The sequence below is a fragment of the Yokenella regensburgei genome (assembly GCF_051486985.1).
Lineage (GTDB): Bacteria > Pseudomonadota > Gammaproteobacteria > Enterobacterales > Enterobacteriaceae > CBFFRJ01.
Window position 1 is genome coordinate 41,711 of record NZ_JAHVDV010000019.1, and the last position, 26,937, is coordinate 68,647.

At 52.1% G+C, this 26,937-nt stretch carries 29 protein-coding genes; 20 read left to right on the forward strand and 9 right to left on the reverse strand.

Features of this window, described 5'->3' with window-relative positions; genetic code table 11:
- Positions 1-230: 230 nt before the first annotated feature.
- Entirely contained in the window at positions 231-1,163 is a 933-nt protein-coding gene (locus tag KXR87_RS14195; RefSeq protein WP_437432885.1) for a nucleoside recognition domain-containing protein, read from the forward strand.
- Between the two features lie 239 nt (positions 1,164-1,402).
- Here the strand turns inward: KXR87_RS14195 and KXR87_RS14200 are convergent, their stop codons facing one another.
- Both KXR87_RS14200 and KXR87_RS14205 read right to left on the reverse strand, forming a co-directional pair.
- Positions 1,403-2,833, reverse strand: a complete 1,431-nt coding sequence (locus KXR87_RS14200) for a surface lipoprotein assembly modifier (RefSeq protein ID WP_437432886.1) — start codon at positions 2,831-2,833, stop codon at positions 1,403-1,405.
- Between the two features lie 37 nt (positions 2,834-2,870).
- Positions 2,871-3,632, reverse strand: coding sequence for a Slam-dependent surface lipoprotein (locus tag KXR87_RS14205; protein ID WP_437432887.1), 762 nt, complete (start codon positions 3,630-3,632; stop codon positions 2,871-2,873).
- A 363-nt stretch (positions 3,633-3,995) separates the two neighbouring features.
- Here KXR87_RS14205 and ycgZ point away from each other — a divergent pair, with 363 nt between their 5' ends.
- From ycgZ to KXR87_RS14220, 3 genes are all read left to right on the forward strand, one after another.
- The gene (gene ycgZ, locus KXR87_RS14210; RefSeq protein WP_437432888.1) at positions 3,996-4,232 is read left to right on the forward strand and encodes a regulatory protein YcgZ; all 237 of its coding nucleotides are present in this window, start codon (positions 3,996-3,998) and stop codon (positions 4,230-4,232) included.
- Between the two features lie 140 nt (positions 4,233-4,372).
- Positions 4,373-4,642, forward strand: coding sequence for a hypothetical protein (locus tag KXR87_RS14215; RefSeq protein ID WP_437432889.1), 270 nt, complete (start codon positions 4,373-4,375; stop codon positions 4,640-4,642).
- 71 nt (positions 4,643-4,713) lie between these two features.
- Positions 4,714-4,962: a biofilm development regulator YmgB/AriR family protein gene (locus tag KXR87_RS14220; protein WP_437432890.1), complete on the forward strand. Its 249-nt coding sequence runs from the start codon at positions 4,714-4,716 to the stop codon at positions 4,960-4,962.
- A 116-nt stretch (positions 4,963-5,078) separates the two neighbouring features.
- Here the strand turns inward: KXR87_RS14220 and yddG are convergent, their stop codons facing one another.
- A complete protein-coding gene (gene yddG / locus KXR87_RS14225) occupies positions 5,079-5,993 on the reverse strand; it encodes an aromatic amino acid DMT transporter YddG (RefSeq protein WP_437432891.1) in 915 nt (304 codons plus the stop codon).
- Between the two features lie 450 nt (positions 5,994-6,443).
- Here yddG and KXR87_RS14230 point away from each other — a divergent pair, with 450 nt between their 5' ends.
- The 8 genes from KXR87_RS14230 (at position 6,444) to KXR87_RS14265 (ending at position 14,175) form a co-directional block, all read left to right on the forward strand.
- Entirely contained in the window at positions 6,444-8,834 is a 2,391-nt protein-coding gene (locus KXR87_RS14230) for a phosphoketolase family protein (protein WP_437432892.1), read from the forward strand.
- Positions 8,835-9,302: 468 nt separating this feature from the next.
- Positions 9,303-9,485, forward strand: coding sequence for a general stress protein (locus KXR87_RS14235; RefSeq protein ID WP_437432893.1), 183 nt, complete (start codon positions 9,303-9,305; stop codon positions 9,483-9,485).
- A 101-nt stretch (positions 9,486-9,586) separates the two neighbouring features.
- A complete protein-coding gene (locus KXR87_RS14240; protein ID WP_437432894.1) occupies positions 9,587-10,084 on the forward strand; it encodes a ferritin-like domain-containing protein in 498 nt (165 codons plus the stop codon).
- Between the two features lie 71 nt (positions 10,085-10,155).
- Positions 10,156-10,662, forward strand: coding sequence for a ferritin-like domain-containing protein (locus tag KXR87_RS14245; RefSeq protein WP_437432895.1), 507 nt, complete (start codon positions 10,156-10,158; stop codon positions 10,660-10,662).
- Positions 10,663-10,682: 20 nt separating this feature from the next.
- On the forward strand, positions 10,683-11,558 hold the full coding sequence (locus tag KXR87_RS14250; RefSeq protein ID WP_437432896.1) for a manganese catalase family protein: 876 nt from the start codon (positions 10,683-10,685) through the stop codon (positions 11,556-11,558).
- A gap of 72 nt (positions 11,559-11,630) precedes the next feature.
- Positions 11,631-13,031 carry a cytochrome ubiquinol oxidase subunit I gene (locus tag KXR87_RS14255; protein ID WP_437432897.1) on the forward strand — a complete coding sequence of 467 codons (1,401 nt, stop codon included), beginning with the start codon at positions 11,631-11,633 and terminating at the stop codon, positions 13,029-13,031.
- Entirely contained in the window at positions 13,031-14,041 is a 1,011-nt protein-coding gene (gene cydB, locus KXR87_RS14260; protein ID WP_437432898.1) for a cytochrome d ubiquinol oxidase subunit II, read from the forward strand. Before KXR87_RS14255 ends, cydB begins: the two co-directional genes overlap by 1 nt.
- A complete protein-coding gene (locus KXR87_RS14265) occupies positions 14,041-14,175 on the forward strand; it encodes a DUF2474 domain-containing protein (protein ID WP_437432899.1) in 135 nt (44 codons plus the stop codon). The genes cydB and KXR87_RS14265 overlap by 1 nt, the downstream gene beginning before the upstream one ends.
- A 9-nt stretch (positions 14,176-14,184) precedes the next feature.
- Here KXR87_RS14265 and KXR87_RS14270 read toward each other — a convergent pair whose 3' ends face one another.
- Both KXR87_RS14270 and KXR87_RS14275 read right to left on the reverse strand, forming a co-directional pair.
- Complete coding sequence (locus KXR87_RS14270) at positions 14,185-14,691, reverse strand: 2-oxo-tetronate isomerase (protein ID WP_437432900.1); 507 nt, start codon at positions 14,689-14,691, stop codon at positions 14,185-14,187.
- 57 nt (positions 14,692-14,748) lie between these two features.
- A complete protein-coding gene (locus KXR87_RS14275; RefSeq protein ID WP_437432901.1) occupies positions 14,749-15,942 on the reverse strand; it encodes a zinc-dependent alcohol dehydrogenase in 1,194 nt (397 codons plus the stop codon).
- A gap of 371 nt (positions 15,943-16,313) precedes the next feature.
- Here KXR87_RS14275 and KXR87_RS14280 point away from each other — a divergent pair, with 371 nt between their 5' ends.
- The 4 genes from KXR87_RS14280 (at position 16,314) to KXR87_RS14295 (ending at position 20,725) form a co-directional block, all read left to right on the forward strand.
- Positions 16,314-17,639, forward strand: coding sequence for a cation:proton antiporter (locus KXR87_RS14280; protein WP_437432902.1), 1,326 nt, complete (start codon positions 16,314-16,316; stop codon positions 17,637-17,639).
- 134 nt (positions 17,640-17,773) lie between these two features.
- Entirely contained in the window at positions 17,774-19,576 is a 1,803-nt protein-coding gene (locus KXR87_RS14285; RefSeq protein ID WP_437432903.1) for an EAL domain-containing protein, read from the forward strand.
- Positions 19,577-19,757: 181 nt separating this feature from the next.
- Positions 19,758-19,955, forward strand: a complete 198-nt coding sequence (locus KXR87_RS14290) for a hypothetical protein (RefSeq protein WP_437432904.1) — start codon at positions 19,758-19,760, stop codon at positions 19,953-19,955.
- Positions 19,956-19,957: 2 nt separating this feature from the next.
- Positions 19,958-20,725, forward strand: coding sequence for a hypothetical protein (locus KXR87_RS14295; RefSeq protein ID WP_437432905.1), 768 nt, complete (start codon positions 19,958-19,960; stop codon positions 20,723-20,725).
- On the opposite strand, the gene KXR87_RS14300 is transcribed toward KXR87_RS14295, so the two are convergent.
- Positions 20,722-21,471 carry a phage antirepressor KilAC domain-containing protein gene (locus KXR87_RS14300; RefSeq protein WP_437432906.1) on the reverse strand — a complete coding sequence of 250 codons (750 nt, stop codon included), beginning with the start codon at positions 21,469-21,471 and terminating at the stop codon, positions 20,722-20,724. The two genes, KXR87_RS14295 and KXR87_RS14300, sit on opposite strands and share 4 nt — an antisense overlap.
- 137 nt (positions 21,472-21,608) lie before the next feature.
- Between KXR87_RS14300 and KXR87_RS14305 the strand changes: the two genes are divergently transcribed.
- From KXR87_RS14305 to KXR87_RS14315, 3 genes are all read left to right on the forward strand, one after another.
- On the forward strand, positions 21,609-22,409 hold the full coding sequence (locus KXR87_RS14305; protein ID WP_437432907.1) for an MBL fold metallo-hydrolase: 801 nt from the start codon (positions 21,609-21,611) through the stop codon (positions 22,407-22,409).
- A 285-nt stretch (positions 22,410-22,694) separates the two neighbouring features.
- Positions 22,695-23,204 (forward strand): hypothetical protein, encoded by a 510-nt coding sequence (locus tag KXR87_RS14310; protein ID WP_437432908.1) that lies wholly within the window; start codon positions 22,695-22,697, stop codon positions 23,202-23,204.
- A gap of 66 nt (positions 23,205-23,270) precedes the next feature.
- On the forward strand, positions 23,271-23,969 hold the full coding sequence (locus tag KXR87_RS14315) for an RluA family pseudouridine synthase (RefSeq protein ID WP_437432909.1): 699 nt from the start codon (positions 23,271-23,273) through the stop codon (positions 23,967-23,969).
- A gap of 33 nt (positions 23,970-24,002) precedes the next feature.
- Here the strand turns inward: KXR87_RS14315 and KXR87_RS14320 are convergent, their stop codons facing one another.
- Together KXR87_RS14320 and KXR87_RS14325 are read right to left on the reverse strand one after the other, a co-directional pair.
- Positions 24,003-24,542 (reverse strand): DUF2058 domain-containing protein, encoded by a 540-nt coding sequence (locus KXR87_RS14320; protein WP_437432910.1) that lies wholly within the window; start codon positions 24,540-24,542, stop codon positions 24,003-24,005.
- 273 nt (positions 24,543-24,815) lie between these two features.
- Positions 24,816-25,181 (reverse strand): hypothetical protein, encoded by a 366-nt coding sequence (locus KXR87_RS14325; RefSeq protein WP_437432911.1) that lies wholly within the window; start codon positions 25,179-25,181, stop codon positions 24,816-24,818.
- Positions 25,182-25,450: 269 nt separating this feature from the next.
- Here KXR87_RS14325 and KXR87_RS14330 point away from each other — a divergent pair, with 269 nt between their 5' ends.
- Positions 25,451-26,332, forward strand: a complete 882-nt coding sequence (locus tag KXR87_RS14330) for an alpha/beta fold hydrolase (RefSeq protein ID WP_437432912.1) — start codon at positions 25,451-25,453, stop codon at positions 26,330-26,332.
- Positions 26,333-26,380: 48 nt separating this feature from the next.
- On the opposite strand, the gene KXR87_RS14335 is transcribed toward KXR87_RS14330, so the two are convergent.
- The gene (locus tag KXR87_RS14335; RefSeq protein ID WP_437432913.1) at positions 26,381-26,932 is read right to left on the reverse strand and encodes a nucleotidyltransferase family protein; all 552 of its coding nucleotides are present in this window, start codon (positions 26,930-26,932) and stop codon (positions 26,381-26,383) included.
- Positions 26,933-26,937: the final 5 nt, after the last annotated feature.

The following is a 26,937-nucleotide window of genomic DNA, read 5'->3' on the forward strand; positions in this document are numbered from 1 at the left end:
TGCAAGTAATGTATACAATGTATACATTACTTGCGAAATAAGCAACAGCCCTTTTTTAATGCATTTTTTCAAGAAGAAACCAGGAGTGAAGGAGAGGGCCATCGCATGACATTGGGTTGCAGAAATCATTTTCCCTTATTAGACAAAGAGGCGTTAAGCGCACAACATGGACGGCACGCTCGCGGTCAGAGGTGTAGATTTCGCACGGTAGATCTTCAACAGGAAAGGCAATGAATATTATCGATATCATCATGTCAGCAGGGAAAGCCTCTGTTGATGTCGCGCTTTATACTCTCATCCCCGTTATGATCATTATGCTCATCGTAATGAAGTATCTCGAAGCGAAAGGGGTAGTGGATGCCGTCGTTCGACTCACCTCCCCGGTCCTCAGGCCCTTTGGCATTTCAGGGATGGCTGTTTTTGCGCTGATCCAGCTTAATTTCGTGAGCTTTGCCGCCCCCATTGCCGCGCTGGCGATGATGGAAAAACGCGGCACCCCGGAGCGCCAGCTGGCTGCGGCACTGGCGATGCTCTTTGCTATGGGGCAAGGCAATGTCTTTTACCCTTTGATCCCCTTCGGTTTGCACTGGGGAAGCGCCATCTGCATTTCTGTCCTGGGGGGATTGATTGCCGCCGCGTCTACATACCATCTCTTTGGCAAAAAGCTCTCAATGACAGGCGCAGACAGCGACGCGCCGGAAACGCCGAACGATAAAAGCGCAGCCGGACTCATCAGCATAATTAATGGTGCCGGCGCTGACGCAATACGTCTGGCCCTGGGATCGCTACCTATGCTGCTACTCTCCCTGACCGTCGTCGGCGTGCTCAAAGAGGCCGGTTTCATCACCCTGCTCACCACCCTGTTTTCTCCGGTTCTGGCCTGGTGCAATATTCCGGAGGTTTACATTCTGCCGACGCTGACCAAATTTCTGGCGGGTGGCACCGCCTATTTCGGCGTCATTTCTGAATTACTCAAAAAAGGGCTGGTGACGCCGGAACAGGTAAATGCTTCCGCAGGTTTCCTGATCCAGACCTTTGATTTGCCAGGTGTGGGGATCTTTTTAGGCATTGCCAGCCGGTTTGTCAGACTTTTCCGCTATGTCATACCGGGGGCCATTGTAGGTATCGCGGTGCGCACACTCATCCACGCTTGCCTGTTCTGAGCTTACTTCCGCCTGGCTGAACCTGTCATGACAGCGGCAGGTTCAGCCATTCGCCCCTTCATTCACCCTGCGGGCCACGCAGCATAGCGGGCACGCGCAAATCCCTGGGGTTCGTCGTCGGTGGTCGTTAATGAGTTAATGCTTTGTTTCGCGCTATTCCAGTCGTCGGCTATCCGGAATTACCGCAGTAAGTGGGGTGCAGAAAACGTGCTACGCCAAATGGCACGGCACGTTGAATGTCAGAAATTTTTGTCAATTGATAGGGTAATATTTCTCTGCTGGTAGTCGTAAAAATCAATATTGCTGTTGACCCGCTTATAGGTAAAGTTCAGTTTTGGCATCACGCCAAAGAAATAGAGATCCCGGTGCCAGAGCGACAAATTATAGAGCTGCTCTGTGTCCTTTCTGCGCGTAAGGAAAATATCGTTATTGCCGAGATAGCGTCGCTCAGAGAGGGCGGCTGTGGTCGCAAAAGAGATCTGCCACGGCAGGTCAACCTGGACGCCACTTCGCAGGCCGAAGCGGTGGTTAGACTCGCTGCGGGCAAAGGTCTGCTGGTCGAGTAGATCGAAACCGGCAAAGCCCGAGACACGATCGCTGAAGGCATGAGAGAGGGTGGTTGATGAATATCGATTATGTCCGCGTAAAAAATGATAGTCGGCGTCATCGTAATCCAGCTTTTGATACTCAAGCGCCTGACTGACCTGCCAGGTGGGCGAGATTAAATAACTGTACTCGGCGCGAACACCGGGGCCAGAAGAGTAATCCTCAGTGCCATACCATCGCTTTTCATAAAAAGGCAGCACGGCAAATTGTTGACGAAAATTACGCCACTGATAGCCCGCATAGGCACGACTGGTTACATCATCAAAGTCATGGTTATTCCAGTAACTTTTACCATAAACGGTACCCAAAAAGCGTAAACCATGCTGATCGTGAAGTTGCACATCTTTTTGCAGCGATCCGCTAAACCATACGCCTTCGCCTCGCTGCGGAAAACTGTCTTTATTACGAATAAACAGACGGTCGCCAATACGGATGGTTTTCCCCGAGGAGGCATTATTGACATTACTGTCATTCAGATAACTAACGCTTATCGCCCCCGTTAACGCCCCTCCCTTCTGAATACGTTCAAGATAGTAGGCAATGACGTGCTGAATATTCTCAGGCGGGTCACTTTGTAATACCCGGCGGAATTGATAATCGGCCGCGTCGTATTGATGGTTTTCATACATCGCACGGGCCAGATCCAGGCGTACCGCAACAAAATCAGGATGGGCGCTCAGAATGGCGCGATAGTGTGAAATGGCTTCGTCGTACTGCCCCTGACTACGGGCGAGACCCGCTTTTGCAAAGTGAACCAGCACGGGATCCGGGTCTGGCGATGAGGTATAGACAGGTAAAATTGCCTGCACCATCGGCCATTTTTCTTCGCGAACCGCCTGGTCAAGCAGCGCCATCGCAAGCGCTGGCTGCTCCGCCAGTTGGGCATTGGTGACATGGCGCATCCCCTCATTCATCGAAGACGGGTTCGCCGGTGTGGTCAGGCGTTCAAAGTGGGGAGCGGCAGGAATGGCATTGGTATCCGGTGGTGCAGCAAAGGCAACGCTAAGCGGGCACAGCAACGTGACTGCGCCAGTACGCAACATATTCATAGAAGAACTTACCATCAGAAGGTCCGGTCAGACGCGCTGACCGGAAAACGATTTATTGACGCGTTGCGCCAAAGGATGCGTTTTTAGTGGTGTCTGCAAACTGTGCAAGCCCGCCCAACTCTTCTGCTGTGGGGCCATTGAAGTGCCCGGAGAAGGTTCCCGCCTGGCCACCCGACTGCGCATTACCGGTAAAGCCACCGTTGGCAATGGTGCCCTGCATCGCAACATCACTACCGAAGGTATCACTCGCCGCAATGGTGCCGTTGATGGTTTTTGCCGCGAAATCGACATTAAAGCTGGCATCACTGAGGTTGCTTTCACGCATACCGTGACCCACATAGGTTGCCGTGCCCTGGGTCGGCACATTGGCCGCCAGTGTCGCATCTCCGGTGTAAAATACCTCGTGCTGACCTTTCTCGTAATTCGTCCAGGTACCAAACGTGGTGTAACTCATTCGTCCGCAGCACCAGGAGGTAGAGGAGACCGGACTCTTGTCATCCCGGGTCAGCCTCTCGGTCCACACCAGACCTGCGGAGAGACCCGTTCCGCGCATAACATATTCACGACCTTCAGGAGTGGTGTAGGTCCAGCCATAAATGGTACCACCGGTTGCCAGGCTCACCGGCGCAGAAGATGGAGCAGGCGCAGGCGCAGGCGTGCTGGCATTACCGTCCGTATTGCCCGTGTCGGTTTGTACCGGTGCTGTTGTTGCTGGTGGTGTACTGTCACCGCCGCCACCACCCCCGCCGCCACCGCCTCCACATGCCGTGAGAATGAAAGCAGTCAGTAACAAGCCAGGTTTAAAAATCCCCATAAGCTATACGTCCTTGGTTGTGAATAAATTCGCGAAATTTGTAACATAATTTTTGCAAATGAATTTACGCCAAAAAAGATGCCTTCTCTAGAAAATATGCCCTGAGGGCAATAATTCTAAGATTAGTCTTAACAACGAGTTAGTTATTAGATAGCGTTCTCTGCCTTATTAAAAGCAATTTAGCTTAGGGACCAATCTGCGCAGAAAACAGACAAATAATATACAACACCCATAATATTGATGACCAAATCGCCAGACTGTGAAATTTGCCCATGAGAGTCTTTACATTTTTTTCAAGATTTATTATTTTTTTTAACGAAACAATCCTGAACTTATTTTAAACCCCTGAAAAAGGAATAACGTATGCGTCAGACTGAGTTCAAACAACAAGCCACTTCTGCAGTTGTCGGGTATTTTGCTCGTGCCTCGTTGCCTTCTCAGCAGCAGACGCTTGGACAAATTACCCGTGAAATCCTCTCCGCAGGAGAGCGCCTGAACCGTAAAGCACTCTGTGACAAGCTGCTTGCAAAACTGGGTAACTCAACTGACCCTGCAACGGGAAAACATTACCAGGAGCTGCTCAACCTCCTGTTTATCTGATGGGAAATCGGATTGCGTTGCATTCTGGCGCGTCGATGTAAGGCCAGTGCAGGCTTAGCCTCACTGGCTTAAAAGCTCTGAGAAGTGATGGCGTCAGGATATTTCTACAAGGGAAAAAACTGGCATTCAGAGATACGGTTATGTACAGAAGTGAAGAAGAGATCCAGACGGATATCATCGTCGGTGAAGCCGTGATGGAACTGTTGAACGAAGGGGCGGCGATAACCCAGTCCGCTCTGCTTCAACAATTACGCAAAATGGCACGCGACGAAAAAGATAGCGCCCGTAAAGCGGCGTTAACCCTGGCGCTGGCAGAAATTCGCGACAGTATTACGGCCCTTAATCATTCATCAGGTGAGCCTCACCTGCCGAAACGGGATGACGTATCCAGCCGTAATACGAAACATTAATTTTTTGTCCTGAAGGACAGTGGCAACACCGGTGAGTCCAGGCAGAGCTCCCAGATAATAAGGAAAAATTCATGCGTCAGCACACAGCACAAGCAGCCCTGATTAACTTTTTTCACAGCGCGGGAGAGCGACTGGCCGAAGAGACCGAGATGCTCGGCATGGCCGTCAGAACGCTTATTGCCAGGGGCGTCCCCGTTACGAATAAAGCCATCATCCTTCAGCTCATCGCCGACATTGAGAACGCGCAAAGCGCTGCAAGAGTGAATGTGCTTCGCCAGACGCTTGATATTGTCGTAGGTCGCACACCTGACGATATCTGAATCACGCCTTCTTATCGCCTGTGCGGGAACGTGAGCGCTCCCGCTTATCCTTCGGTGACAACCTACTCCTCTTTGCTCACCCGTCTGTGAGACTACCCGCCCTCACCCAGGCTTAACTATAACGTCGTCTCCTGTGTGACTCGCTCCTGCTCTGCACGCCGGGTCGACCACCAGCACAACAGCGATCCCAGACTCACCATCGCCGCCCCCTGCCAGAATGCCAGTGAGAGCGAAGCATCAAGCATAACGGCGGCAATAAAGGCGGATATCACCGGAATAAAATAGGAGGCCGCAGCCAGCAAGGTCACATTACCGTGCAGAATTCCGACATTCCAGGCGGCGTAACCAAAACCCATTGCCATTGCCGCCATCACCAGATGCACAATGACCCGCAGGTTGAATTGCATGGCGGGCTGAGGCGCGCTGAAGAATTTAAGCCACAGGGCCAGGGAAACCAGAATAAAAAAGAACGTGACGCCATTTGCCCCCTGCGCCATTCTCTGCGTCACTACACAGTAGACGGCCCAGATAACGGCGCCGCTTAACGCCAGGCCATAACTGAGCGGGTTTGAAGTGAGGTTGGCGGCAATTTGCCCGAGATCAAACCCCTGTTCACCGCCTAAAACGCGACAAATACCGGCAATCGCCAATAGTATTCCCGGCACAATAAACAGACTGACCGGCTTTCTGTTGACCATCACGGCCAGTAAAATCGTCAACCCAGGCCAGAGGTAATTAACCAGCCCGACTTCTATTGCCTGAGTGGCGGTATTCGCAAAACCCAGCGACAACGACAGGCAGAGCTCATACGCCACAAACAGCAGACTGCCCGTAATAAGATAGCGTCGTGGAAACGTACGCAGGTTCGGCATCCCTACGCAAAACAGCAGCAGCAACGAACTTACGGAGTAAATCATCGCCGCGCCCCCTACCGCGCCAAGCCCTTCACTGACGCTGCGAATCAGCCCGACAATGGTGCTCCAGAGCAGAATGGCGAGGAGTCCCGTCATCGTTGCTTTTTTGTAGTTCATTCCCTTCCCTCTCAGGGCCTTTAACATCTGCCCTTGATACCTGGCTTAAGTGTTAAATCGCCGTTAAAAATGTATGAAGATCTCCGCCCACCCGGTCACACTGAGGTCATGATGGCCTCATTCATTCGCCAGGGCGACCGCAAGAAAAGGTACAACATAAAGTTTCCCCCGTCATTACCTTACACCATCTATATGATTTATTTAGCTAAATATCCAGTCAGGTAATTAATGTTGCTCCCTATCGAGCTCAGTCCATTTTTTGCGGTAGTACCCAAAAAAATTGAGGATACGTGGCAAAGCCTGCTGAATTTTTTAACATCGAGCCCTCGCCATGCGCTCTGTGACCCGCGGTAACGCGCCTGTTCCTGATGCCTGAACACCACCCCTGTCTATACTTCCCACTACAGCACCCGGCAACGGGTGAGAAACCCATCTGACAGGGAGACCTGCATGACACAAACTTCGACGCTCAGCGATCAGGATGTTCAGTTAATAAACCGCTACTGGCGGGCCGCCAATTATCTTTCCGTTGGCCAGATTTACCTGATGGATAATCCATTGCTGCGCGAACCGTTGAAAGCTGAACACATTAAACCGCGCCTGCTTGGTCACTGGGGCACCACGCCCGGTCTTAACTTTATTTACGCGCATCTGAACCGGGTTATCCGTTCCCGCGACCTCAATATGATTTACATCTGCGGGCCGGGACATGGTGGACCCGGTATGGTCGCCAACACCTGGCTTGAGGGGAGTTACAGTGAGATTTATCCGCACGTTGGTCAGAACAGTGACGGCATGAAGACGCTTTTCCGCCAGTTCTCATTCCCCGGCGGAATTCCAAGCCATGCTGCTCCGGAAACCCCTGGTTCGATCAACGAAGGCGGCGAGCTCGGTTACTCACTCTCCCATGCCTTTGGTGCGGTGTTCGATAACCCCTCCCTGATTGCCGCCTGTGTCATTGGCGATGGCGAAGCTGAAACCGGACCACTCTCCTCCAGCTGGCACGGGATCAAGTTTCTTAACGCCGCGCGCGATGGGGCAGTGCTGCCGATTTTGCACCTCAACGGCTACAAAATCGCGAACCCCACGCTCCTCGGCCGCATTTCGGATGAGGATCTGGATCATCTCTTTCGGGGTTATGGTTATGAACCCTACCGGGTAAGCGGCGACGAACCGGAGGCAATGCATCGCCAGATGGCGCAGACGCTGGAAAAGGCGCTGGACGATATACGCGACTATCAGCAGGCCGCCAGAAAAGGTGAATCAGCCGGTGCTGCCCGCTGGCCCATGATAATTCTGCGCAGTCCCAAAGGCTGGACCGGACCGGCCACGGTGGATGGTAAGAAAGTTGAGGGTTTCTGGCGTGCTCACCAGGTGCCCGTTTCGTCGTGTCGGGAAAATGAGGAACATCGTCGGATTCTGGAACAGTGGATGAGGCAGTATGAGCCTGACGATCTTTTCGACCAGCAGGGTGCCCTCAAACCCGAACTGCGCGCACTGGCCCCGGAGGGGGATAAACGCATGGGGGCATCGCCCTGGGCAAATGGTGGCAGGCTGCGCAAAGCGCTACTAACGCCACAACTCAGTGATTATGCCGTTGAGGTGGCATCTCCAGGTGAGACGCAGGCAGAATCTACGGCGGCGCTCGGGGCTTATCTGGCGGGTATTTTTGAGCGTAACCAGGATAATTTTCGCCTTTTCGGGCCTGATGAGACCGCGTCAAACCGACTGAGCCATGTCTTTGACGTCACCAGTCGTACCTGGCAGCTTCCGGTTGAAGATTATGACGAGCAGCTGGCCGCCGATGGTCGGGTGATGGAAATACTCAGTGAGCATCAGTGCCAGGGCTGGCTGGAAGGTTATCTGCTCACCGGTCGCCACGGCTTATTCAACTGTTATGAAGCGTTTATACATATTGTCGATTCCATGTTTAACCAGCATGCGAAGTGGCTTAAAGTCACACGGAAGCTGCCGTGGCGCGAGCCAATTTCATCATTAAATTATCTGCTCTCTTCCCACGTCTGGCGCCAGGATCATAACGGCTACAGTCATCAGGATCCCGGTTTTATTGACCATGTAGCCAATAAAAAAGCCGATATTGTACGTATCTATCTGCCGCCGGATGCCAATACCCTGCTTTGCGTGGCCGATCACTGCCTCAATACCTGGGATCGCATTAACGTCATCATCGCTGGTAAACAACCCGCGCCGCAGTGGCTGACACTCGTGGAGGCGGCCGAGCATGTCGCTGCCGGTATGGGGGTATGGCGCTGGGCGGGTACGGTAGCGGAAGGCGAAACCCCGGATCTGGTGATGGCCTGTGCCGGTGATGTACCAACAATGGAGGCGCTCGCGGCCGTCGACCTTCTGCGCAACGCATGTCCGCAGCTAAGGATTCAGGTGGTCAATGTGGTGGATCTTATGGCGCTTCAGCCCCCTGAGCAGCACCCGCACGGCGTGAGTGATGAAACCTTTGAGGCCCTGTTTACGGCGGATAAGCCGGTTATCTTTGCCTTCCACGGTTATCCCAGCCTCATTCACCGCCTGACCTGGCAACGCGCCGGCCAGCGCAATTTTCACGTGCATGGGTTTATGGAAGAAGGCACCACCACCACACCTTTTGATATGACGGTAATGAATGAACTGGACCGCTTCCATCTGGCCCAGGATGCCATTCAGCGCGTGTATGGTCAGGAGGGGCAAGCTGCAGCAATACTGGATGATCTGCAGGAGAAAATAGCTGCCCATCATCAGTATGTGCGGGAATACGGGGAAGACTTGCCGGAAGTACGTAACTGGAAATGGCCCTCAGCCCAGGGCGAAGGTGATGCACCGGAATAGTTCCATGTGCTGATGCTGACGAGCAGTACAATAAGCGGCACCCGCTGGCGCAGGTTTTTATGACCTGCGCTTTTTTTATCGGTGCACGAACGTTTACCCAGGACTTGTCTCAAATAACCATAAAAAACGCTAATGTCAGCCAGATGCTGAACGTAAGTTTATGTCAGTTTTTGTCTAAAAATCTCATCCTGAGTGCATAACGAGCACCAATGATAACAGATGTTATTATTTCAAAAGCACTTAACGTTGCTTAACTGCTTTATTTACTGAGATATATATCAAATACGTTCATAAAAATCGCCTGAAAATTATATTCAGGAAACAAGCGAAGCGGCGGTTATTTCTGAATGTAACCGCTTCCCCTGCCGTTTGACTTATTCCATTCCCCGACTAGTTTTAGATACGGACACCGACGACATGAGATGCTAAATATGTCGTTTATTTAAACAACGAAACTGGAGAAATAACATGGCTGAACATCGTGGCGGTTCTGGTAATTTCGCAGAAAATCGTGAAAAAGCATCTGAAGCAGGTCGCAAAGGTGGTCAACGCAGCGGCGGTAATTTTAAAAATGACCCGCAGCGTGCATCTGAAGCCGGTAAAAAAGGCGGTCAACAAAGCCATGGCGGTGGCCGTAAATCGGGAGAGTAATATATTCCGAAAATCACAATTAATTTTGCGTTAATTGTGAACATTGATAGCGAGTCGAAACGGACTCGCTTTTAATTTCACTTTTCTACAGGATATATTTTATGCAAGTTAACTCTATTACCGACCTTTTCATTCATGCGCTGTCTGATATTTACAGTGCCGAGAAACAACTGAGCCGTGCTTTATCAAAACTCGCGCGTGAAGCCTCCAGTCAGGAGCTTTCTGATGCCTTCAAAAAGCACCATGATGAAACGCAGGGGCAGATTGAACGTATCGATCAGATTATTGAATCCGATCCTAATCTGAAGATTAAGCGTATGAAATGTCATGCGATGGAAGGGCTGATTGATGAAGCTAACGAAATCATCGAGGCGACCGATAAAGGCAGCGTTCGTGATGCTGGTCTGATTGCAGCGGCCCAGAAGGTCGAGCACTATGAAATTGCCTCTTATGGCACCCTCTCTACTCTCGCCGGGCAGTTAGGACTGAAAAAAGCAAAAGTACTCCTGGATGAAACGTTACAGGAAGAAAAAACCACTGATGATTTATTAACTCAAATTGCCACTACGAAAATTAATCTTAAAGCTGAAGGCAAATAAATAGTTCTGCACTGCAGAATGCCTTTTGAACTTCTTAATCTGGTAAGCAAACGACAACGAAGGATATTATTATGACTCCACAAGAAAATTACCATGACTGGCTCCGTGACGCGCATGCAATGGAAAAACAAGCAGAGTCTATGCTGAGCTCAATGAGCAGCCGCATCGATAATTATCCTGACCTGCGCGCAAGAATCGATCAACACTTAACTGAGACTCAGGGTCAAATTCAGCTTCTCGAAGAAGTGATGGACCGTAACGGTATTAACCGTTCAGTAATGAAAGATGCCACCAGTAAAATGAGCGCTATGGGTCAAACCGTGGGTGGCATGTTTGCCTCTGATGAAGTTGTCAAAGGGGCAATCAGCAGCTACGTCTTCGAGCAATTTGAAATTGCTTGTTATACCTCATTGATTCGCGCGGCCGAAAAGGTTGGCGATACCGCCGGTGCTGAAGTATTCAAGCAAATACTGACGCAGGAAAAAGCGATGGCGGAATGGGCATTTAATCACCTGCCTGATGTGACAGAACAATTTTTATTGCGTGATGCAGCTGATGGCGTCGAAGCGAAAAAATAACGGACACAGCAGGAGGCTTTATGTTTAGACACGTTAAACAATTGCAATACACGGTCAGGGTCAGTGAACCTAATCCGGGGCTGGCTAACCTGTTACTTGAACAGTTTGGTGGTCCTCAGGGCGAGCTGGCTGCCGCCTGCCGTTACTTTACGCAGGGTCTTGGCGATGAAGATGTGGGCCGTAAAGAGATGCTCATGGACATCGCGACCGAAGAGTTAAGTCACCTTGAGATTATCGGCTCGCTGGTCGGTATGCTCAATAAAGGGGCGAAAGGTCAGCTGGCTGAAGGCACTGAAAGTGAAGCAGAACTTTATCGTTCTCTGACTCAAAACGGTAACGACAGTCATATTACCTCCCTGCTCTACGGCGGCGGCCCTGCGTTAACCAACTCCGCAGGCGTCCCCTGGACTGCGGCCTATGTCGATACCATCGGTGAAGTCACCGCCGATTTACGCTCAAATATTGCAGCCGAAGCACGTGCTAAAATTATTTACGAGCGCCTCATTAATGTGACCGATGACCCGGGTGTTAAGGATGCCTTAGGCTTCCTGATGACCCGTGAAGCTGCGCATATGCTCTCTTTTGAGAAAGCCCTTTACTCGATTCGCAACAACTTCCCGCCGGGTAAACTGCCGCCAATTGAGCAGTACACCAATGTGTACTACAACATGTCGGAAGGCGATGATCCGCGTGGCAGCTGGAACAGCGATGAAAACTTCGAGTATGTTGCTAATCCACAACCTGCCGTTGACGGTGGCGATGGCCTCGCGACGGTCAATTTAAGTCGTGAACAGCAGGCTCTGGTGAAAGCGATGGTGAAGCGTACGCAGTCCGATCCCGCCGTGGAACCTGTGACCGGCGTTGAGCTTGGTAAAGGTGAGCCGCAGAAAAAATAGGTGATGAGTTAATCATGCCTGTCCTGGACACCCCTTTTATAAGGGGTGTTTTTTTGCACTAAGGTGGCAACCATGTTTGAGTTAGATGCTTTTCATCTGGCAAGGCTACAATTCGCCTTTACGGTCTCTTTTCATATCATCTTCCCGGCTATTACTATTGGTCTCGCCAGTTATCTGGTCGTGCTGGAAGGGTTATGGCTAAAGACAAAAAACCCTGACTGGCGGGCAATGTACCATTTCTGGTTGAAAATTTTTGCCGTCAACTTTGGCATGGGAGTGGTATCGGGCCTGGTGATGGCCTATCAGTTCGGCACGAACTGGAGTGGATTTTCGCAATTTGCCGGTAGCATAACCGGCCCGTTATTAACCTATGAAGTTCTGACTGCATTTTTCCTTGAGGCCGGTTTTCTTGGCGTCATGCTCTTCGGCTGGAATAAAGTGGGCCCCGGTTTACATTTTTTTGCCACCTGTATGGTCGCGCTCGGCACCCTGATGTCGACCTTCTGGATACTGGCTTCCAACAGCTGGATGCACACTCCCCAGGGCTTTGAGGTGGTCAACGGTCAGGTGGTTCCCACCGACTGGTTCGCCGTCATATTTAACCCCTCGTTCCCCTACCGCCTGATTCATATGACTATCGCCGCATTCCTCAGCAGTGCCCTCTTTGTCGGTGCGTCGGCGGCCTGGCACTTACTGCGCGGCAACGATACCCCGGCAATTCGCAAAATGCTCTCTATGGCGATGTGGATGGCGCTGGTCGTCGCCCCGGTTCAGGCCCTGGTCGGTGACGCGCACGGCTTAAATACCCTGAAACATCAGCCGGCGAAAATCGCTGCTATTGAAGGCCACTGGGAGAATCCTCCGGGTGAAGCAACGCCTCTGATCCTCTTCGGTTTACCTGACATGGAGGAGGAGCGCACCCGCTTTGCCGTCGAGATCCCGGCACTCGGCAGCCTGATTCTGACCCACTCACTGACTGAGCAGGTTCCGGCGCTAAAATCATTCCCCAAAGATGAGCGACCTAACTCTGCTATCGTCTTCTGGTCATTCAGAGTGATGGTCGGCATGGGGATCCTGATGATTACCTTAGGCCTTGCGGCGCTGTGGCTTCGGTTTCGTCATCGGCTCTATACCTCACGACCTTTTCTGCATTTCGCCCTGTGGATGGGGCCGGCAGGCCTGATTGCCATTCTGGCTGGTTGGGTGACCACGGAGGTGGGACGACAGCCGTGGGTGGTTTACGGATTACTGCGTACCGTTGATGCCGTCTCTCTGCACAGTACCTTACAGATGAGCCTGAGTCTGCTTGCCTTCTTCGTGGTTTATACCTCTGTATTCGGCGTGGGCTATGGCTATATGGTGCGTATTATCAAGAAAGGACCGCAGCCTTATGATGCGCATCCTACCGATGGTCGACCGGCACGTCCGCTGTCTGCCGCTGGCGAGAAATTTGATAGTGAGGAGAGAAGCTAATGGGTATCGATCTGTCACTTATCTGGTTTGTGATCATTGTCTTCGCCACGCTGATGTATATCGTCATGGACGGATTTGATCTGGGTATAGGTATCCTTTTTCCTCTTATTCAGGACGAGGGTGAGCGGGATGTTATGGTCAATAGCGTCGCCCCTGTCTGGGATGGTAACGAAACCTGGCTGGTGCTTGGCGGCGCGGGTCTGTTCGGGGCCTTCCCCCTCGCTTATGCGGTGATCACTGATGCACTGGCTATCCCCCTGACGTTAATGCTGATTGGCCTGATATTCCGTGGCGTAGCATTTGAGTTTCGATTCAAAGCAACGCCGGAGCACAAACCTTTCTGGGACAAAGCCTTCCTCGGCGGTTCCCTGCTGGCCACCTTTACGCAGGGCATCGTGGTGGGCGCCGTGATAAACGGATTTCCCGTGTCGGGTCGCACCTTCAGCGGTGGCGCGCTGGACTGGCTGACGGCGTTCAACCTCTTCTGCGGAATAGGCCTGGTCATCACCTACGGGATGCTGGGCGCGAGCTGGCTGGTGATGAAAACCGAGGGTAATCTGCAGAACCGTATGCGGCGGGCCGCCAGGACATTGCTGCTGGCTTTATTACTGGCGATGGCGGTTGTCAGCATCTGGACTCCCCTGACCCATTCGGCTATTGCCGGGCGCTGGTTCACCTTCCCTAACCTGATGTTCTTTGCACCCGTTCCCCTGCTGGTGGTAGTGCTGAGCGTATTACTATGGCGAACCCTAAACGACACGCGGTTTCATGCGCTGCCCTTTATTTTGACGCTGGGGCTTATCTTTTTAGGTTTTAGCGGATTGGGTATCAGTATCTGGCCAAATATTATTCCGCCGGACATCTCATTATGGCAGGCAGCATCACCGCCACAGAGCCAGGGCTTTATGTTAGTGGGCGCTTTGCTGATTATTCCGGTGATACTGATTTACACTTTCTGGAGTTATTACGTGTTCCGTGGGAAAATTCAGCATGGGGAGGGATACCACTGATGTCATATAAACAAAAGGCGACCGTAAAAAAAATAATGTGGTTCGTTTTGCTGTGGCTTGGCAGCGTCCTGGCATTATTTGTCGCCAGCTCATTGATCAAACTTTTAATGTCAATGGCTGGCCTTCATACCTGAAATTAAGGATTAGCGGGTTGGTGAGCCTTCATCTTTTAATAAGGTGATTAATGCGCTCATTGCCCAGGCGGCAGCGGCTTTTACCACCGACTCGCTATCCCCTTCAAAGTGTTTTAACTGGGTATGGACTTTGTTATCAGGCAACTGCCAGGCGAACCAGACGGTGCCTGCCGGTGTACCATCTTCTCCACCATCGGGACCTGCATAGCCACTTACCGCCAGACTCACGTTCGCACCAGAACGCCGTTGCGCCCCTGCCGCCATCTCTTTTACCGTCTGCTCGCTTACCGCAGTCCACGTCGCGATGGTCTCATAGCTAACCTCCAGCACGGCAATTTTCGCTTCGTTGGTATAGGTGATAAAGCCACTACCGTAATACTCGGGCGTGTCTCCCGCAGCACATAATGAAGAGGCTATCAGCCCGCCAGTGCAGGACTCCGCAGTGGTCAGTTGCAAATTTTTCTTAGTCAGTACACGTCCAAGCTCCCTGGCAATGGATACTGTTTGCTCTGTCATCTTTCACCTCTTAGTAAGATTAGAGGGCGGCCTCGCCACGCGGGCCGCCCTTAGCAGTTACAGGGTTGCTTTCTCGCCTTGCATCCCCGGCACCAGAATGACCTTACGGCACTCCTCCTGGCGTTTTTCAAAGATTTCATAACCACGCGCCGCGTCTTCAAGCGGCATGTGGTGGGTCACTATCTCTTCCGGAGTGAGATGCCCTTTATCGATAAGCTCAAGTAAATCAGGCAGGAACGCGTGAACGTGAGTCTGCCCCATCTTGAATGTGATCCCTTTATCAAACGCATCACCAAACATAAATCCATGAATGAACCCGGCATAAACACCAGGGACGCTGACGATCCCACCACGACGCACAGCGGCAATCGCCTGGCGTAACACCTTGCCGCTGCTTCCCTCAATTTTCAGGGTACTGAGTACCGTTTCCGTAATGCTGCCCTTTGCCTCAAACCCAACGGCATCAATCACTGCATCCACCCCGCGATGACCAGGGGTGTTATCAATAATCCAGGCCGCTGGATCGTCATTCTGATCGAAATTAATGGGGATCACGCCATATCGCTGACTGGCAAAGGCCAGACGATAATCATTGTGGTCAATCATGAAAATCTGCTCTGCTCCCATCAGACGAGCACAGGCGGCGGATAACAACCCCACCGGCCCGGCGCCATAAATCGCGACGCGGGAGCCCTGCTTAATCTCGGCGTTCTTCACCGCCTGCCATGCGGTTGGCAGGATGTCGGAAAGGAAAAGCACTTTTTCATCAGGCAGGTGTGACGGCACTTTAAAAGGACCGGTGTTAGCTTTCGGCACACGCACATATTCTGCCTGGCCACCGGGAATGCCTCCGTAGAGATTGCTGTAGCCGAAAAGCGCAGCAGGCGGCGTGATGCTTTTACGGTTCAGCGCCGCCCCTTTCCCTGAGTTGGTGGTTTCGCAGGCCGAATACTGTTGCAGGCGGCAAAAAAAGCAGTCACCACAGGCGATAACGAACGGAATGACCACGCGATCGCCTTTGCTGACGTTTTTCACGTCCGGGCCCGCCTCAACCACTTCTCCCATAAATTCATGCCCGAAAATATCACCATGCTCAGTGCCAGGGATCTTTCCACGGTAGAGGTGCAAATCCGAACCACAGATTGCCGTTGCGGTTACCCGAAGAATGATATCGTCGCTGGCTTCGAGGCCAGGATCGGGCATATTATCGACGCTGACCTTATGAGGCCCATGATAAGTCAGTGCTTTCATCAGCAATTCTCCCGAAAAGGATTAATGATTTTAGAGGAACTCCACGGCCGCCTGAAAATATAATTCAGTGACAGGTCCCAGGTATAAATCTGAATCTGCTGGAGTAACCCAGTAATTGAGCTACCCATCGTTATTTCGTCAGAATATCGGCAATTAGCGTTCCATTCTTTCATTAAGATTAGAACATAAACCCTTTGCTGGCGTTGAATCTCAGCTATTTAATTACCGTCCTCAACAACCGAAACGGTATTAATGCTGTTCATTTTCGCTGCACTCTTCGGACTATTCCGGCTGAAAACTGGAATATCTGCGTTTATGCAACTATACCCTTCAAAATATGTTTTTTTGTTTGCTACAGCGTGTGGAGTAAAATGGATTACCTGGCCTGGACCGCAGCAACCGGCTGCCTGCTTTTACTGATGTCACTTTCTTATGGCTGGATTAGCCGCGTTCCCATCCCGGTCTTTGGCCTCTATTTACTGGTAGGGATCGTCTGCGGCCCCTGGGTACTGGGATTTATTAATCTGGATATTGCCACCCACGCTTCCCTGACCAGCCGCATCACCGAAATCGCCATGGCGGCTTCACTGTTTATTACCGGGCTTAAGATTCGCCTCCCCCTTACCTCCTCCTACTGGAAGATGGGGGTGATGCTGGCTGTTCCGGGCATGTTACTGACCATCGCCGGGATAATGGTGGTTTCACACTTTCTTACCGGGCTTTCATGGCCGCTGTCGCTGGCGCTGGCCGCTATTCTTGCCCCCACCGATCCGGTGCTTGCAAGCCTGGTCGCCATCACTGATGCACAGGATGGTGACAAGCTTCGTATCGCGCTTTCAAGCGAAGCGGGTCTTAATGACGGGACCGCGCTCCCTTTCCTGATGCTGGCGCTGGTCTGGCACAAAGCCAGCGGCACTATTGATTCCCATGAATGGTTAACCTGGTTCAGCGTGGATCTCCTCTGGGCTCTCTCGGGGGGCCTTGCGATCGGCTTTTTGTTAGGCCGGACCATTGGGCTGGTGGCGACCCGCTCACGCCATGCTCAGGGTGAAGTCGCCCCCAGTGATTTCATTGCCCTCGCCTTAATTTGCCTGAGCTTTTCCCTGGCAATGGCCGTGAGCGCCTCGGGTTTTCTCGCGGCGTTTGCCGCTGGTGTTGGCTTACGCAGTGCAGAAGTCACCGTGCAGAAGCGCCACCCCAATGAAACTGAAAAAGAGCACGATATTCCCGCTGAGATGCAGGTTAATCCCCATACCCGGCACGGGCTGGAAGAGCAAAACCCCATTAAATCGGTCGGCCTGGTTATCGGAGACGCGCTCTCCTTTGGCGATACGGTAGAGCGCATCTTTGCCGCCACGCTGGTGATTATTCTCGGTGTGACACTGGCACTGCACTGGGACGCCCACGCGCTTTTACTGGCCTTCATCATTTTTGTGGTTATCAGACCGCTTGCCGTATTCATTATTACCTGGCGTTCGGGCGCCTCCTTTTTCCACCGTCTCAGTCTTGGCTGGCTCGGCATCCGGGGCATTGGCAGCCTGAACTATATCGCCTTTGCGTACATGCATGGGCTTCAGGGAGGCAGTGCAGACACGCTCACCGACATGGCCATCACCATTGTGACCCTGAGCGTGCTGGTGCACGGGATATCGGTCACTCCCCTGCTGGCCCTGAGAAATAAACGACAGCAGCACTAACCAGCCCATTAATCCGGTAATGACTGCTATCTTTCATAACACAGAGGATAAAAAAAAGAGCAGCTTGTATTCCCGATGAGCGCCCACTGACGCACTGTTCAGAAGGCCGTTCTGCGCGTTCCTAAGGAGCATTTATGTTCTCAGGCCTGAATAAAAAAGAAGCAAGAAAACTTGCTGCTATTGAGATTCTGAAAAGAGATGACGCAGAACGCGACCGCGCCCTCGGAGAATTTGCCAGGCTTGCGAGCAGGGTGATGGGGGTTTCAGGCTGTTTTGTCACTATTTTTGACGATCGATTTCAGTACATTAAATTTTCGTTCAATATCCCGGATCTGAGCGGAAAAATGCCTGTCGAAGAAACCCTGTGCAAACATTCTGTGGCAGCCTGCCAGCCTGTTATCTGCTCCGACACCCGCACCGACCCCCGCTTTGTCGGTCATCCCCTCGTCAGGAACGGGCATGTTATTTTCTACGCGGCTGCACCGCTGAAGACAAAGGATGGCGATGCGCTTGGCACCTTATGCGTCAGTGAACAAAGCCCCTTTACCCCGACGCAGAGCGATATTGAAGAGTTTTTACGTATTGCCTCTCTCGCCAGCGCTTATCTCGAGTCATGGTACTCGTTAGGGCGCATTGATCCGCTCACGGGGCTACCCAACCGCCAGCATTTACGCGGTGAAATTGAACGACTGACGCACAAGAGTAAGACCCAGCAACATGCGTTACTCATTTTTGACTGTATAGACATTCCCCGGGCCTACGAGCTATCACGCTATCTGGGTCTGGCGGCAATAGAAAAGATGCTGCACAGTTTTGGCCCGCTGCTGAGGATGCGGCTTGAATTAGATAAGAGCGTGACGCTTTATGCCTTTGCGACAGGTCGCTATGCCGTTCTGGTCACCAGCCAGTACGCCAGAATACTTATCCGCAGAGCAAAAAATCTGCCCTCCACTCGCGCGCTGATCACCGGGGATATTGAAGTGCAGTTAAATATCTTCACCGGCTATGTCTTTTTTAAGGGGAGAACTATCCCTCCTGCCGAGATACTCAGACGTAGCGTCAGCGCCCTGCATGAAGCCATCAGACAGGTTGTTCCGGTAAAAGAGTTTGATGTGACCCTGGATCGGAAACGCAATGATGATTTCCGACTGCTCTATGACTTAAGCCAGGCATTTAAATCCTCAGACCAGATTTATCTGGTCTATCAGCCGAAGGTATCACTACGCACAGAAAAGATAGTGGGTGTCGAAGCGCTGCTGCGCTGGAAGCACCCTGAGCGCGGGCAAATCTCTCCGGCTGTCATCGTGGGGCTGGCGCAAAAAACCAGCCTGATGAATGACATCACCCACTGGGTAGTCAATGAGGCGTTGCGCCAGATTGGCCTCTGGCATGCCGCTGACATCCACATTCCTGTTTCTGTTAACTTCACGGTGAGTGATGTCTCGCAGCCCGGCTTCGCGAACGCTCTGGAGAGCAAGCTGCTGAAACTGGGGTTAACCACGGCGGATATTCGTATTGAATGCCTTGAAACCGAAGAAATCATTGCCAACGAGACAGCGCTCCGGGAGCTGGATATCCTTAAAAACAAAGGCTTCGATATCCTGCTTGATGATTTTGGCGCGGGCTACAGTAACATTAATTACCTGCGCAAAATTCCCCTCGACGTCATCAAACTCGACCGTTCAATTATTGGCAAAATAGCGGAAGACACGGGAAGTCGTATCATCGCCAAAAACATCATTACGATGCTCAAAGAGCTCGATTACACCGTGCTTGCCGAAGGTGTTGAGAATGCAGAAACTGCGGCCATTCTGCGGGAGTTTGGCTGCGATGAGGCGCAGGGTTTTTATTACTGCCACCCCATGATGGCCAAAGACCTGATCGACTGGCTCACCTCCCGCACGGCGACCACCGATACCGATCCTGATAACGCGTAAAAAGGCTGCACATGCAGGAGCACACCGGCGACGTACCGCCTGCTCCCGCGCAAAAAACCTGGCGTGAGCTGAATTTATTCTCCCCGCTATCGTTATGCGTCGAAGGGAAAGGCACCAGGAATCCTGCACGAAATCTCACATTACCGGTGAGGGTTTCTATACTTACCGCCGGAGGTCATTAATGAGAACGTTTTTAAAATCTTTATTCGCAAGCCCTGACACCTTACTTCAGGTCATGAGCCATAGTGAAATTCAGGATGCCATCGAGGATGGGGAGAGGATCGTGGTCGATGCCGATGGCAACACTTCGGTCAATGTACGTTGCGAGAAAGTCCAGCAGGACTTCAGGCGACACGTTGATGCACTGAAGAGGGCCTAGGTATGGGTACGGCAATTTTTATGGTAATGATGGTGTGCGGTTACTGGTATAGCTCCCACGATCTCACTACCCGCTTTAAATTTAAACGCAGCTTTGGCTGGGACGTCTATTTTCTGGTGGCCCTCTATGGCTGCATTTTTGTTTTACAGGGCATGTTTGCCACCGCCATTTTATGGCTGTGCCTGTTGGTAAGTTCCTGGGCGATGAATGCCCTGCCGGCTACTTTTGGTCCGGAATACCATCATTTGCATATGTCTTTTATGAACTGGACGTTTCTCGGCATTCAGGGGCCGGTGGTAGTCATGCTCGCCTTCGCCGTGACCTTCTGCCTGTGGCGCTCTAACTGGGCGCCCAGCGCCCGTCTGGATACCGGAGGAAGAAGAGAGTTATATAAGCATCTCTCGCGGGCTAATGGCGTTGAAGGGCTTATCTACCAGTGTATGGAGAGCGGGGATCTGGCATGGGTTACGCTGACCTCCCAACGCATTTACATCGGTATGGTGCATACCGCCACCTTCGACAGTGGTGATGCCAATAACATCGTGTTGATACCTATGCTCAGCGGCTATCGCGATCGCAACACCCTGGATTTGCATGTAGAACATAACTACAGCGCCTGGTATGACTCACATGACGTCGATATCCTTTCCGCGCTGAACTTTCGCAAAGTGCTGATGCTGTCGCAGGTGGAGAGCTTGTCGCTTTTTCATCCTGCGCAGGTGATGGCGATGGGTATTCATAAACAACTGAATACCCAACAGGAGCGTTAAAACCAGTTACGGCCCTGCACAGCCGGTTCGCTGCGATCGCTAAAGGGGATCTCAGGGGGGAGCGAGGCCAGATGTGCGGCCCAGAGATCCGCTATCCATTTCACGCCACGTGCGGTAAAGCGCGCCTGTGACCAGGTGCGCTGATTCTCAGCCACCCCATCATGGACGGTAAAATACCCGGCCTGAATATGATGCTTCGCGGGCATTAGCACTCCGCTCACGCGCTGCATGATATTACGCTCAAGCAAAAACTGCCGGAACTCAGGCTCTTTAGCCTTCAGCATTTTGCACAGTTCGCGAAAACCCAGCGCCTTTTCCACTTTCACGAAGTCGTCAAAGAACGCGGCCTTGGGAAACAGTAAAGCCAGCTGCTCCTCGGCCCGCTGGCGCTTCTCATACTGCTCCGCCCAGGCGTGAGCTGCGGCTGCGGGGTTCGTGAAGTCCGGCAGGCTGATGGCCTGCTCACGCGCCTGCCAGCGATCGAGAATATCCGCCGTAAAACCAGGGGAGAGACGGGCGACGGTTAACACCGAATCGCGTTTGTTGAGCAAAAACTCCTGCCGTTGCTCTCCGTTACGTTCGTACATCTGGAGTTGTACCGGTTGAGATAAGCGTTGCGCTGTTTCAAGGCTTGTCACCATACGCTTCACTTCGTTGTGGGCTATCCCTGTCAGCGTTGCGATTTCACGGCTACTCATGGTTGGTAACCGATCGTTCGAATTAAGAATATCCAAAGGAATCACCATAGCGTTCACCACTCTTCATGCTCACATAACAACCTGTAGAAAGAATAACCAATACCTGTTTAAATATCCAGTACATTTTTTGGGCTACGCTAAAAGTTTCGATCCGCTGCGCAATTCATCCATCAAGGGAGAGTGTCATGATTACGTTATGCAAAGCCTGCGGCACATCTTATGCGTTCCAGGGCAGCCGACCGCAGCAGTGCCAGATTTGCCAGGATGCGCGTCAGTTTGTCCCGCCCGAGGGGCAGAGCTGGGTCGATGTCCCACTGCTGTTGTCTTCGCATACCAATAGCTGGCAACAGCATGAGACCAGCCTGCTGAGTCTTACCACCGTTCCTGCTTTTGCCATTGGTCAGCGCGCTTTTTTGCTCAGAACCCCGGCAGGTAATATTCTCTGGGACTGTATTACCACACTGGATGAGGCAACCAGGACGCTGATCTCCGCACTCGGCGGACTTCACGCCATCGCCATTTCTCATCCACATTTTTACACCACAATGCAGGACTGGGCCGCCGCATTCGGTGCGCCGGTTTACCTCCACAGCAGCGATAGCCACTGGATCATGCGTGAGAGCCCTCATATCCGGCTGTGGGAAGGCGAAACACTGGCGCTGGCCGCAGATGTTACCGTGATGCGGCTGGGTGGACATTTTCCCGGCAGCTGCGTCCTGCACTGGGAAAACGACGGCGGTGCACTCTTTACCGGCGATACACTTCAGGTCACACCGGGGGCGGATGCCGTCTCCTTTATGTGGAGTTACCCAAACCTGCTCCCTTTACCAGGCCCGGTGGTGAGCGATATCGCCGACCGCCTGCGCGCGATTCGCTTCAACAGACTCTATGGCGGTTTTACAGGAAAAGAGATAACCGGAAACGCCGACCATATCGTGCAGCGTTCAGCGCAACGCTATCTGGACTGCCTGGAAAAAAGCCAGTAGTTGGCTTACCCCGTCTATATTGAGTTTTACTCACAATAAGGCGTAGTTTTTTTCGTTTTTCATTTAACAATCCGTCAACAATACTTATTCGCAAACTGCGGCCAGACGTTAAATTTGGTCGCGGTAAAGCGGAAATAATAAATAGCATGCGCTAAAAATAGTGAACTGCGCTTACAGTGATTTTCATTAGCGTTATTTATTAACCAGTCATAATGCAGTGCTGGTTAATGACAATATTAAGCTTTAGTTATCGGACCATGAAAGGGATTAGCGGAGTACGAGCGGATGACGTTTGACATGTTAAGTGATTTAATCCAACTGGCTTTGGCTGCCCCTTCTCAGCCGGACGTTATTTCACGGGAAAACACGACTACCCCATCAGATGCTGATGATACGTTGTCATTCTTTATTTCCCAGCTTGCGCCAGATAATTCCCACCGCGATAAACTCTCAAGAATACGATATCGCCTACAGTTGCTTTCTGAAGCACGACAGGATCCGGATAAAGCAGACGCATTATTAGCGACCAACCTCTCAGTGGATAACGGCGCCTTGCCTTTGCTGGACTTCACCCGCTGGCCGCAGGTTTATTATGCGGTTTCTGGCGAGTTGCAAACGGCGGAATCTGAGGCCTGGTTTCAGAACCTCTCTGCCGCTGCGGCAACGTTACGCGCTGCAATCGCCGATGCCGAGCGCGCGAAAGGCACGCCAGCGTTCAATATTCTTGAGAAAATCCTGGCCTTCAACAGCGCCCTTCCTGAACGTTATAAAGCTATGGCCAACATAATGTATTGAGTGAAGGTTCGCTTGCGCGCCGGCAATTCGTTACTATTGTCGCCCCCTCTTTTTGCGTGCAGCCAGATGCCTACGAACTTTGATGACTTCATTGCCCCTCCCTGTACTGACGAGATAGCGCTCCTCTACCAGGATGCGCATTTACTGATAATCGACAAGCCCAGCGGGCTGCTCAGTCTGTCGGGCAAGGATCCGCGCAACCTGGATTCGGTACATTACCGGCTGGTACAGGAATTTCCGGGGTGTACCCTGGTCCACCGCCTTGACTTTGGCACATCCGGTTTGATGGTTATCGCGCGAAATAAAAGCAGTAATGTCGCCCTAAACCAGCAGTTTAGCCAGCGGCGAGTCACCAAAGTCTACAGCGCCCTGCTTTGCGGACATCTGGAAAAGGATGAAGGGGTGATTGATGCGCCTGTTGCCAAAGACCCGGCATTGTTCCCGCTAATGTCGGTGTGTGCCCTTAATGGCAAACCGGCTCGTTCACACTATCAGGTTGTGGACCGTTTTTATGGTCAGGGTGAGGCGGGAGTGCGCGTCCCGTTGACACGGGTAATTTTTACCCCTGAAACCGGTCGCACCCACCAGCTACGCCTGCATTCCAGCTACATAGGGCACCCGATTCTCGGCTGTGACTTCTATGGTGGACTGTCGCTGCCCGGTACGGCGCACACCGCCCGGCTGATGCTGCACGCCAGTGAACTGCGTTTTGTTCATCCGGTAAGCGGCGAAACAGAGCATATGAAAAGCCAGTGTCCATTCTGACGCCGGGAAGATTCCCGGCGCGTTAACAGGGCTTTACCACATCAAATCATCAGGTACTTTAAAGTCTGCGTAAGGATCGTCTTCATCCTGCGCCTCCTGACTCAGCGTACTGTTTAGAACAATGCTGCTCGCATCACGCTGGGCAATTTTATCGGCAACGACCGCAGGGATGATGGCATACTGACTTTCACTGCCGCTGCCAGCCACCAGACGCGCAATGGCCAGGCGACCATTAATCAGCTGCGTTTGCGTCTGTTTGTCGACGACAACTTTTTTAATCACATTGTTGTCAGTGAAGTTAAATTCAATGTTCCCTTTCGCTACCGTGATGCGGTTCATCTCTATCAGCTGCTTGACCTGGGCTTTATACTCTTTTGCCAGCGCTGCCTGTTTTTGCAGTTCGCTCAGTTGTTTATCACGCTCAATCTGGGCTTTTTTATTTTCTTCCACCGCTTCTCTTGCCTCACGGGCCTGCACACGGGATTTCTTCGCTGTTCGCTGAACCTTGGCCATTTTTTTACTGGTCACGAGGCCCGCTTTGAGCATCTGCTCTTGTAAGGTAAGTTTTGTCATCGTCGTCTTTCAACCTGGTCAAAAATTTAGGGAAGTATACCTGTAATTGCCCTCACAGTGTCAGCGGGGGGAAGGTCACATTACAATGCCCGCCGCCATAAGACCGTAACCCACAGAGAAAGCAGCAGCCTGGCGATAAAGACGCATGAGGGAATAAAAGATGAGATGAGTTGCGTAAAAGCAACGCCTGCGACCTGTAGACTGGAATACCCGATGACGAAGAGGCGTGTTGTCTGCGCCAGCGGGCTTTTACTTAGGCTATTATCCGCGCCGTTATGTTGGCATGGAGAATGTCGTGACTTTATCGGTCTGCGGATCGATGGATATCATACAGATGGCGAAATTACCGCCCAGACGGTCTTTACGATCGGAAATTTTCAGATTATAGGTTTCAGAGAAAGAGAGATAACTCGACGCATTAGATTCATTCAGTTTAAAACCAATAATGTCTTCAAAATAAGCTCGCGTTTTACCGACGCTGGTTTTGCACTGGTCATTAGTAACGGTACCAACACGTCTTGCAGAGGTCGTTGTTTGCGATGATGGTGTATTTTTTGAATTAAGCGCAGCATTCACCGCTTTCATTTGATCGCCCACCGTTTTCTGGAAATCAGCACAGGATGAGGCAAGAAGAACCATTCCACATATTAACAACTTTTTTCATTGTATCCCTTTCAATAATTAACATTATTCATTAATGCTGTAGTATAAATTTTACAAAATAGTTACTCTACTTTTAATTCACGCGAAAAGGCTAAAAATTACTACCAATAATAGTAGGCGCGATTTTTTCTCCGACCTTGTGTGAGTTAAAGTCAACCTCAGCTCTTTCTTAGAAAGCGAATTCCGTCCCGCTTACGGCGCACGCCAGAGGCCGGGGCCAATGAACCAAAAAATAAGGATGCACCATGCGCGCTCTGTTATTGTCGCTCTTAGCCGTTCTGATGCTGATGCTGAGCACCGCCGTGCTGGCAAATAATGCATCCGCTCCCCTCATTACAGTAGAGAGCGAAGGCACTGGGCCGGATGTTATCTTAATTCCGGGCCTTGCCTCCTCGCGCGATGTCTGGGGCGATCTCTCTTCGCAGTTAACGTCACGGTTCCGTTTACATAAGGTGCAGCTGGCGGGATTTGCAGGTCAGCCGCCGTCCAGCCGACCAGACGGGCAGTTCGTGGCTCCTGTCGCCCGGGCTATTGCGGAGTACATTAAAACCCATTCCCTCTCCCACCCCGCTATCATCGGTCACTCCCTGGGTGGGGAGGTCGCCTTACTGGTAGCCGCACAGCACCCCGATCTGCCAGGCAGGGTGGCAGTGGTGGATGCATTGCCCTTTTTTAGTTTGATGTTTGATCCCGGTGCAACGCCCCAGTCGGTAACGCCGCAGGCACGCCAGTTTCGCCAGATGCTGTTAACCACTGATGAAGCCGGATTTAAGCGCCAGCAGCAGCAGGGGATCGCGCGACTGGTAAAAACCGACGCCGTACGTGAGCAGCTGGTCAGGGCCAGTCTCGATTCAGACCGGCAAACGCTTGCCGATGCAACATTTGACATTATGACCCTCGATTTGCGTCCGCAGTTATCCCTCATCCGCGTACCTGTCACCGTGCTCTACGCCTGGGATCCGCAGTACGGTATTCCAGCCGCCAGGGTCGACGCACTTTATGCTAACGCGTATGGCGCACTAAAAGGTGTGCAACTCAGGCGCATCGACAATAGCTTCCACTTTATGATGTACGATCAACCGGAGGCGTTTACGCATCAGATAAAGGCTTTTTTGCAGCAGGAATAGCGTGTTAGGTTGGATGACTGGACTGCGGCCTGGAACAGGGTAACGTGCTCACCGCTCACGCAGTCTCTGTTCTGCCAGGGCGACATCACTGAGCGTGTCGATATCTTCTGTCATGCCCGGGTCGTCGAGAGGAAGGTCCCACACCCGCCCCAGAGCGCGGGCGGCGGCGACCACATGCTTTGCACCTTCATCCCCTTTAAGCGCAGCAAGCTTGTCATAATATGTGTGTCCGAACGCCACCGGATGGCCTGACTGCTGGTGAAAGCGGGGCACGACGACCCGCTGCGCCCGCACAGCGTTCGCCACTGCCAGCAAAGACGCGGGCCGGACAAGCGGCAAGTCGCCCGGCAAAATAAGCCAGCCGCCAGCATCTGGGGTTGCCCGCACGCCCAGGGCAATGGACTCCCCCATCCCCGCCGTGCCTCCTGCGGGCTGAACAAGGTAGCTCTGAAGCCCGGCGTCACGCACGGCATCTTGTACCCAGGAGAGCACCGGTTTTCCTGCCAGCAGAGCCTGCAGTTTGTGTTCGCCAGCGCCAGAGGCATAAAAGCGCATCCCGCGCCCGGCGGCAAGCACCAGTACGACCGGGGCAGCGCTCATGGCGG

Excerpts from the sequence above, each read along its gene's own strand:
- KXR87_RS14255 (WP_437432897.1), top strand. The coding sequence starts at position 11,631 with ATGTTTGAGTTAGATGCTTTTCATCTGGCAAGGCTACAATTCGCCTTT.
- yddG (WP_437432891.1), bottom strand. The coding sequence starts at position 5,993 with ATGAACTACAAAAAAGCAACGATGACGGGACTCCTCGCCATTCTGCTC.
- KXR87_RS14235 (WP_437432893.1), top strand. The coding sequence starts at position 9,303 with ATGGCTGAACATCGTGGCGGTTCTGGTAATTTCGCAGAAAATCGTGAA.
- cydB (WP_437432898.1), top strand. The coding sequence starts at position 13,031 with ATGGGTATCGATCTGTCACTTATCTGGTTTGTGATCATTGTCTTCGCC.
- KXR87_RS14335 (WP_437432913.1), bottom strand. The coding sequence starts at position 26,932 with ATGAGCGCTGCCCCGGTCGTACTGGTGCTTGCCGCCGGGCGCGGGATG.
- KXR87_RS14245 (WP_437432895.1), top strand. The coding sequence starts at position 10,156 with ATGACTCCACAAGAAAATTACCATGACTGGCTCCGTGACGCGCATGCA.
- KXR87_RS14195 (WP_437432885.1), top strand. The coding sequence starts at position 231 with ATGAATATTATCGATATCATCATGTCAGCAGGGAAAGCCTCTGTTGAT.
- KXR87_RS14230 (WP_437432892.1), top strand. The coding sequence starts at position 6,444 with ATGACACAAACTTCGACGCTCAGCGATCAGGATGTTCAGTTAATAAAC.
- KXR87_RS14315 (WP_437432909.1), top strand. The coding sequence starts at position 23,271 with ATGCCTACGAACTTTGATGACTTCATTGCCCCTCCCTGTACTGACGAG.
- KXR87_RS14330 (WP_437432912.1), top strand. The coding sequence starts at position 25,451 with ATGCGCGCTCTGTTATTGTCGCTCTTAGCCGTTCTGATGCTGATGCTG.
- KXR87_RS14310 (WP_437432908.1), top strand. The coding sequence starts at position 22,695 with ATGACGTTTGACATGTTAAGTGATTTAATCCAACTGGCTTTGGCTGCC.
- KXR87_RS14300 (WP_437432906.1), bottom strand. The coding sequence starts at position 21,471 with ATGGTGATTCCTTTGGATATTCTTAATTCGAACGATCGGTTACCAACC.
- KXR87_RS14270 (WP_437432900.1), bottom strand. The coding sequence starts at position 14,691 with ATGACAGAGCAAACAGTATCCATTGCCAGGGAGCTTGGACGTGTACTG.
- KXR87_RS14295 (WP_437432905.1), top strand. The coding sequence starts at position 19,958 with ATGGGTACGGCAATTTTTATGGTAATGATGGTGTGCGGTTACTGGTAT.
- KXR87_RS14205 (WP_437432887.1), bottom strand. The coding sequence starts at position 3,632 with ATGGGGATTTTTAAACCTGGCTTGTTACTGACTGCTTTCATTCTCACG.
- KXR87_RS14305 (WP_437432907.1), top strand. The coding sequence starts at position 21,609 with ATGATTACGTTATGCAAAGCCTGCGGCACATCTTATGCGTTCCAGGGC.
- KXR87_RS14265 (WP_437432899.1), top strand. The coding sequence starts at position 14,041 with ATGTCATATAAACAAAAGGCGACCGTAAAAAAAATAATGTGGTTCGTT.
- KXR87_RS14250 (WP_437432896.1), top strand. The coding sequence starts at position 10,683 with ATGTTTAGACACGTTAAACAATTGCAATACACGGTCAGGGTCAGTGAA.
- KXR87_RS14280 (WP_437432902.1), top strand. The coding sequence starts at position 16,314 with ATGGATTACCTGGCCTGGACCGCAGCAACCGGCTGCCTGCTTTTACTG.
- KXR87_RS14285 (WP_437432903.1), top strand. The coding sequence starts at position 17,774 with ATGTTCTCAGGCCTGAATAAAAAAGAAGCAAGAAAACTTGCTGCTATT.
- KXR87_RS14200 (WP_437432886.1), bottom strand. The coding sequence starts at position 2,833 with ATGGTAAGTTCTTCTATGAATATGTTGCGTACTGGCGCAGTCACGTTG.
- KXR87_RS14240 (WP_437432894.1), top strand. The coding sequence starts at position 9,587 with ATGCAAGTTAACTCTATTACCGACCTTTTCATTCATGCGCTGTCTGAT.
- ycgZ (WP_437432888.1), top strand. The coding sequence starts at position 3,996 with ATGCGTCAGACTGAGTTCAAACAACAAGCCACTTCTGCAGTTGTCGGG.
- KXR87_RS14325 (WP_437432911.1), bottom strand. The coding sequence starts at position 25,181 with ATGGTTCTTCTTGCCTCATCCTGTGCTGATTTCCAGAAAACGGTGGGC.
- KXR87_RS14275 (WP_437432901.1), bottom strand. The coding sequence starts at position 15,942 with ATGAAAGCACTGACTTATCATGGGCCTCATAAGGTCAGCGTCGATAAT.
- KXR87_RS14290 (WP_437432904.1), top strand. The coding sequence starts at position 19,758 with ATGAGAACGTTTTTAAAATCTTTATTCGCAAGCCCTGACACCTTACTT.
- KXR87_RS14220 (WP_437432890.1), top strand. The coding sequence starts at position 4,714 with ATGCGTCAGCACACAGCACAAGCAGCCCTGATTAACTTTTTTCACAGC.
- KXR87_RS14215 (WP_437432889.1), top strand. The coding sequence starts at position 4,373 with ATGTACAGAAGTGAAGAAGAGATCCAGACGGATATCATCGTCGGTGAA.
- KXR87_RS14320 (WP_437432910.1), bottom strand. The coding sequence starts at position 24,542 with ATGACAAAACTTACCTTACAAGAGCAGATGCTCAAAGCGGGCCTCGTG.